General features: G+C 41.1%; 6 protein-coding genes. 3 read left to right on the top strand and 3 right to left on the bottom strand.

The annotated features are described in order from the left end of the window. A partial coding sequence (locus ABZB17_RS20150; protein ID WP_372653002.1) for a lysophospholipid acyltransferase family protein occupies window positions 1-862 on the bottom strand: 862 nt, incomplete at its 3' end. Between the two features lie 254 nt (window positions 863-1,116). Here ABZB17_RS20150 and ABZB17_RS20145 point away from each other — a divergent pair. Then, window positions 1,117-1,845, top strand: coding sequence for a glycerophosphodiester phosphodiesterase (locus ABZB17_RS20145; RefSeq protein ID WP_372652999.1), 729 nt, complete (start codon window positions 1,117-1,119; stop codon window positions 1,843-1,845). Between the two features lie 522 nt (window positions 1,846-2,367). Here ABZB17_RS20145 and ABZB17_RS20140 read toward each other — a convergent pair. Both ABZB17_RS20140 and ABZB17_RS20135 read right to left on the bottom strand, forming a co-directional pair. After that, entirely contained in the window at window positions 2,368-2,976 is a 609-nt protein-coding gene (locus tag ABZB17_RS20140) for a class I SAM-dependent methyltransferase (RefSeq protein WP_372652996.1), read from the bottom strand. A 115-nt stretch (window positions 2,977-3,091) separates the two neighbouring features. Then, window positions 3,092-3,946, bottom strand: a complete 855-nt coding sequence (locus ABZB17_RS20135) for a PHB depolymerase family esterase (RefSeq protein ID WP_372652994.1) — start codon at window positions 3,944-3,946, stop codon at window positions 3,092-3,094. Window positions 3,947-4,093: 147 nt separating this feature from the next. Between ABZB17_RS20135 and ABZB17_RS20130 the strand changes: the two genes are divergently transcribed. Together ABZB17_RS20130 and ABZB17_RS20125 are read left to right on the top strand one after the other, a co-directional pair. Beyond that, the gene (locus ABZB17_RS20130; RefSeq protein ID WP_372652992.1) at window positions 4,094-4,960 is read left to right on the top strand and encodes a ChaN family lipoprotein; all 867 of its coding nucleotides are present in this window, start codon (window positions 4,094-4,096) and stop codon (window positions 4,958-4,960) included. A 239-nt stretch (window positions 4,961-5,199) separates the two neighbouring features. After that, a partial coding sequence (locus tag ABZB17_RS20125) for a YjbQ family protein (RefSeq protein ID WP_372653004.1) occupies window positions 5,200-5,339 on the top strand: 140 nt, incomplete at its 3' end.

Below are 5,339 nucleotides of genomic sequence, written 5' to 3'. Positions count from 1 at the left end.
TCGATTTTATCACTTCCTCCATTTTTTCGATATAGCGCAACAAAATTTCCCGGTCATCGGTTTGTGCAGGGTTGTCTACCAGCAACGAGTAGCTGTATTCGTAGATTCCACGCCCCAGACGTTTGGCCTGCTGAAAAAATATGGGCTGATTGGTTTTTCGGGCAATTTTTACTGGCCCACTGAAAAAGGCAGCTTCACGGTTCATAAATACCGCCCACATTGGCGAGCTGGCCAGTGCACGCTGGTCGGCAATTAGGCCAACCACCACCGGCTGTTGCTGCTCAAAATAACGAAAGCTAACTTTTGCAGCACGCCCCATCTGAATGGCTTCTCCTCCCCAACGCTCGCGCGCTTTCTTCAAAAAGTTGTCCATTGGTTCGTTGTCGCGCATTTTGTTGTACACCATCAGCAACTTACAGTTTAATTCTTGCTGCAAGGCCCCCGACCATTCCCAGTTATTGTAATGAAATGCCAGTAACAGGGCGCCATTTCGTTTTTCAGCTAAATCATTTAGCTCCTCGGCACCTGAGAATTTTACACGTTTCTTCAGCTCCTTTTCCGACAATCGGTAAAGTTTAATACTCTCTAACGACACATCGCAGAAATAGCGGTAAAACTTATTCCGAAGTTGTAAAATCTCACCGGCACTTTTCTCCGGAAAGGCGCGTATTAAATTATCTATAATCACTTCGTTGCGGTACTTCACAAGGTCTTTAATTACCAGACACAACACATCCGACAGAAAATACAAACAGCCAAAGGGAAGCATGGCAATAACTTTTAACATAACCACGACGGCCCATTTCCCGCCATACCCGAAAAGCCCTGATAATTTTTGATTTTCTTTTTTCGATTTGCTCATTGCGTGTACTGCAAGCCCTGTTAAAATAGCTTAAAAAGCCTTTTCAAAACTACACTTTTAAGCTTACATTCGCTAAAAATATCTCTATATTCGGTTGATGAAAACAGGAAATATGAAACACGCATGTAAGTTCTTTTCCTCCAGGATTATGCTTAAAACAATGCGAGTTGCATCTTATTCCTTAGAAAACAACCAATTTTAATATGATGTAAACAACACTCACACTAATTTTGCTTTTAACAGGAATTTCAATAATGGCTCAAAATACATTTATTGCTCACCGCGGAGCTTCGTATCTGGCACCTGAAAACACAGTGGCCTCGGCAAAGCTGGCCTGGGAACTTGGGGCCGATGCTGTTGAAGTGGATGTGCACCTGACGAAAGACAACCGCGTAATCGTTATTCACGACAATGACACCAAACGTACCTGCTACGGAAAAACAAACCTTACCATTGCGAAAACACCATCTATTTTGTTGCGCGACCTGGATGCCGGCGTTTGGAAAGGGGAAGAATTTAAGGGGGAAAAACTGCCGTTTCTATCGGAAATTATTGAAACCGTTCCTGATGGAAAAACACTGGTGGTTGAAATTAAAGCCGGAGGAGATGAAATTATTCCGGCACTTAGACGTATTGCTGATAACAGCGGGAAAACAGAACAGATTGTTTTTATCAGTTTTGGCTGGAAAACCATTGTTGCAGCGCATAAAGAATTTCCCGATAACAAATGCTACTGGCTGAGTTCTGTTAAACCGGGCCTGAAGAAAAAAATGGAAGAGGCCGCGGCTGAAGGACTTACCGGTGTTAACTTAAAATATTCGGTTATCGACGAAGCAATTATGGCACAGGCCAAAGATCTTGGTCTGGAAGTTCTTTCGTGGACCATCGATGACCCGGAAGAAGCCCAACGACTTACCGATATTGGTGTAAGCGGAATTACTACCAACCGCCCCAAGTGGCTGAAAGAACAAATGAATCAATAAATTAGTCACGATTAAAGGGAATCTCCATCAGGAATAAAAGGATAAACATACTATTTCACGCAAAGGAATGAAGTAGCGCAAAGTTCGCAGAGGTTAGAACACGTCGAATAAGCAGTTTTGGGTGCTTTGCGAAAACTTAGCCTTCTTTGCGCGAACTTTCTTACTATTGTCCAGAGGAGACTATTGTAAAAAAGGGGATTCTCGTGCTTGATACTCCTTCGTTTTTAATGTAAACCAGGGGTAGGTTCTGTGCCAGCACTACTTCTACAATCACAAATCGTTAATCACCATTCTTCATTCAAATCACAAAAAAAGGGCTGCCTTTTGTTAAAAGACAACCCATAGTTTCTGACGTTTTCTGAATACTTTTCCTGTATTCCTAAAGCTTTAAAAATTTCTTAACCACATTTCAAAAATAGAGCATAATTCTGTTAAGGCGATTTAACTAAGGTAAATTATTGTTAAACTATTTTTAGGAATGTTAAAAGTGTTAATTCAGGTAAAAAGCTAACAGAGTATAAATTACACGGCACAATTTTGTGCAACAACCAATTGAAAGCCTGCTTTACCGATAAATTTCGATCGATGAATCAAAAATCCGTTGGCAGGTAAAATAGTAGTTAGACCACCTGCTTTTGTATAGCTTTTAAAATTGCGGTTATGCTCAATCCCCGCCAGAAACTCGGCAACTTTACTGCCAACACCCACATAGTTTTTTGGTAGTGGAACAGCGTAATCCAGCACAACAATTTTCTCAGCCACCTTTTTTAACTCATCCAGAATGATTTTATGCAAGTCCGGATCAAACTGGTGCAAAGCCATGGAAAGTATAGCCACATCAAATTTTTGCTGATAAAACATACTTAAGTCAGTGGCATCGCAAACAACAAAAGAAGCATTGTTAATCTTTTTCTTTTGGGCGTTGTTGGTAGCATAACTTATCATCGATGCAGAAAGATCAACGCCGGTTACCGATTTGGCTTTATCGGCAAGCTCAAACAATTGTGCGCCCGTTCCGCAAGCGATGTCAATTACGGTATCGCCTTTGTTAATTTCAAATGCAAGCCGTTTGCGCAAATTTCCGAGCAGCGGATCGATTATTGTACTGTAAACAAAGCCGGTTTCCAACATTTAAGCTAATTTATTTTTGTTAAGAAGTACTCATTCCATACTATCTTTAAAACCTCATAAGATCCCCCGACATTGCTTGGGATCAGTTCGGCTAACTGATTTTGACTCATCAAAATCAAAGACTCACTGATTTAAAAAACTCCCATATCAGGTCGCAGCCATCGATATCCTGATTTACATTGCCAATTAACCTTTTAGGCAAATATTGTCGTGTCCCCGGCCAGGTATGTCCACCGTTTTCAACCCGGAGATTAACCACACGGATGTTCGGATCATCCGGATTTTTCCAAACCGTTTTATGAACCGTACAATCGTCTGACGTATTTGTATCGGGCAGTTCGCTCTCTTCGGCTAATTCGAAACATCCATTTTGTTGTTTCCAGAAGTTTACGCTTTTATCAACGCTCACCACCTCTCCCCTTCTTTGTTTTAAAACGGTTACCGGCCCGCCGTTGTAAGGAACCAAGGGATCAGCAGTGCCGCAAATAAATAACACCGAAACAGGATTTTCAGGGACAATTTGTTGCTGATCTTCACTCATATTTGCCGCCACAACAGCAATAGCTTTAAAAACTTCGGAGCGTTCAAGCGCCAATCGCTGTACCATAAATCCACCATTAGAAATTCCACAGGCAAAAACACGATCTCTATCAATTGAAAGTTTATTATCGAGATCGTCGATCAAAACATCAAAAAAGCCCACATCATCGATATTCAATCTGCGGGCAAGAGCCAGCGTATCGCGGTCGCCATCGTTCCAGCCTCTTTTATAACCATTCGGGTAAACAGCAATAAAACCATCGCGCTTTGCCAGCTCATTAAATCTGTAATTGGTAAATCGGGGCACTCGGCCGGCTCTTCCGCCTCCGCCGTGTAAAATAAATACAACCGGATAATCGTTTCGCTCCGAATAATTTTCGGGTACAAATAATTCGTAGTTTCGCTCTAATCCATCAACTTCAACATACATCGTTTCCGTCCACCGTTGCGCAAAAGTGAGCCCAGCGAGAAAAGCGAGCGTTATTAAAAGCAGGATTTTGTACATTTCAGGCAATTGCTTTACTTCATAAACTCTATGAAGTATTTTTTGTTGTTATCAATGTTTAAAATTAAAAAAATGAAGAACTTTCTGATTCTAAGTACTCTCACTTTGTTTTTATTCTCCTCGTTTAAATACGACAAACCGGCCTACGTACTTTTTAATATAGATGGCAAGCCGGTGAAATACGAAAAAATGTTGAAGCAAATGGAAGACGCCGACATTGTATTGTTTGGCGAGTTGCACGACAATCCTATTTCGCACTGGCTGCAGCTGGAACTCACAAAGGACCTGTATCAACAACAGGGTAAAAACCTGGTTCTGGGTGCCGAAATGGTTGAAAGCGATAACCAGGTGATTATGGATGAATACCTGTCGGGAAAAATATCGAGCCGGAATTTTGAAGACGAAATACGTTTGTGGCCCAATTACAAAACCGATTACAAACCGCTGGTGGAATTTGCCAAAGACAGTGGCCTTTATTTTGTGGCCACCAATGTTCCGCGTCGTTATGCATCGCTGGTTAATTCAAAAGGTTTTGAAGGACTGGAAGATCTTTCAGACGAAGCAAAAGCTTTTTTACCACCGCTGCCGGTTTCCTACGATTCAACGTTGAATTGTTATGCCAGTATGATGAAAATGGAAGGAATGGGTAGCCATGTTACAGCCAATTTCCCGAAAGCACAAGCTATAAAAGATGCCACCATGGCACATTTCATACTGCAGAACTGGGCGCCGGGAAAAGTACTTTTGCATTACCACGGAGCATATCACTCGCAAAATTTTGAAAGTATTTACTGGTACCTGAAACAGAAAAACCCGGAACTTAAAATCGTAACAATACATTCGGTTACTCAGAATGATATTTCGGAATTAACAGAAAAAAATACGGGTGCTGCCGATTTTACGATTTGTGTGGATGAAGATATGACACGAACGCGATAAATAGAACATTCATGATTCCCGGGTATCACCAACAGGAATGAAAGTAAAGTCTGTTAACAGCATTTCATAAAAATGGGCAGATTACAAGGCGCACACAACGATTGTGCATTGAACAGCTTACTGATTGCGCCTTTAAATTACCGCACATCAACCCCGGGTTTCACCCGGGGTTAGTCATATTTTATCCCTTCGGGATATTGAACTGAATTACAAAATTAAGACGAGTTTATTGACCTGAAATGTGGCAATTGCAAGTTTTTATGAAACATACTTCTGCAAGTTTAACAATTAACGAAAATGCCGATGCTACAGTAAGATCAGATTTTGAAAGTCATTTTAATAAAATGATACCAGAAAATATGCCATATTATATTCATAC

This window comes from Draconibacterium sp., from assembly GCF_041583095.1.
In the GTDB taxonomy this organism is placed as follows: Bacteria; Bacteroidota; Bacteroidia; order Bacteroidales; family Prolixibacteraceae; genus Draconibacterium.
This window is presented reverse-complemented; position numbering and strand designations above follow the sequence as displayed.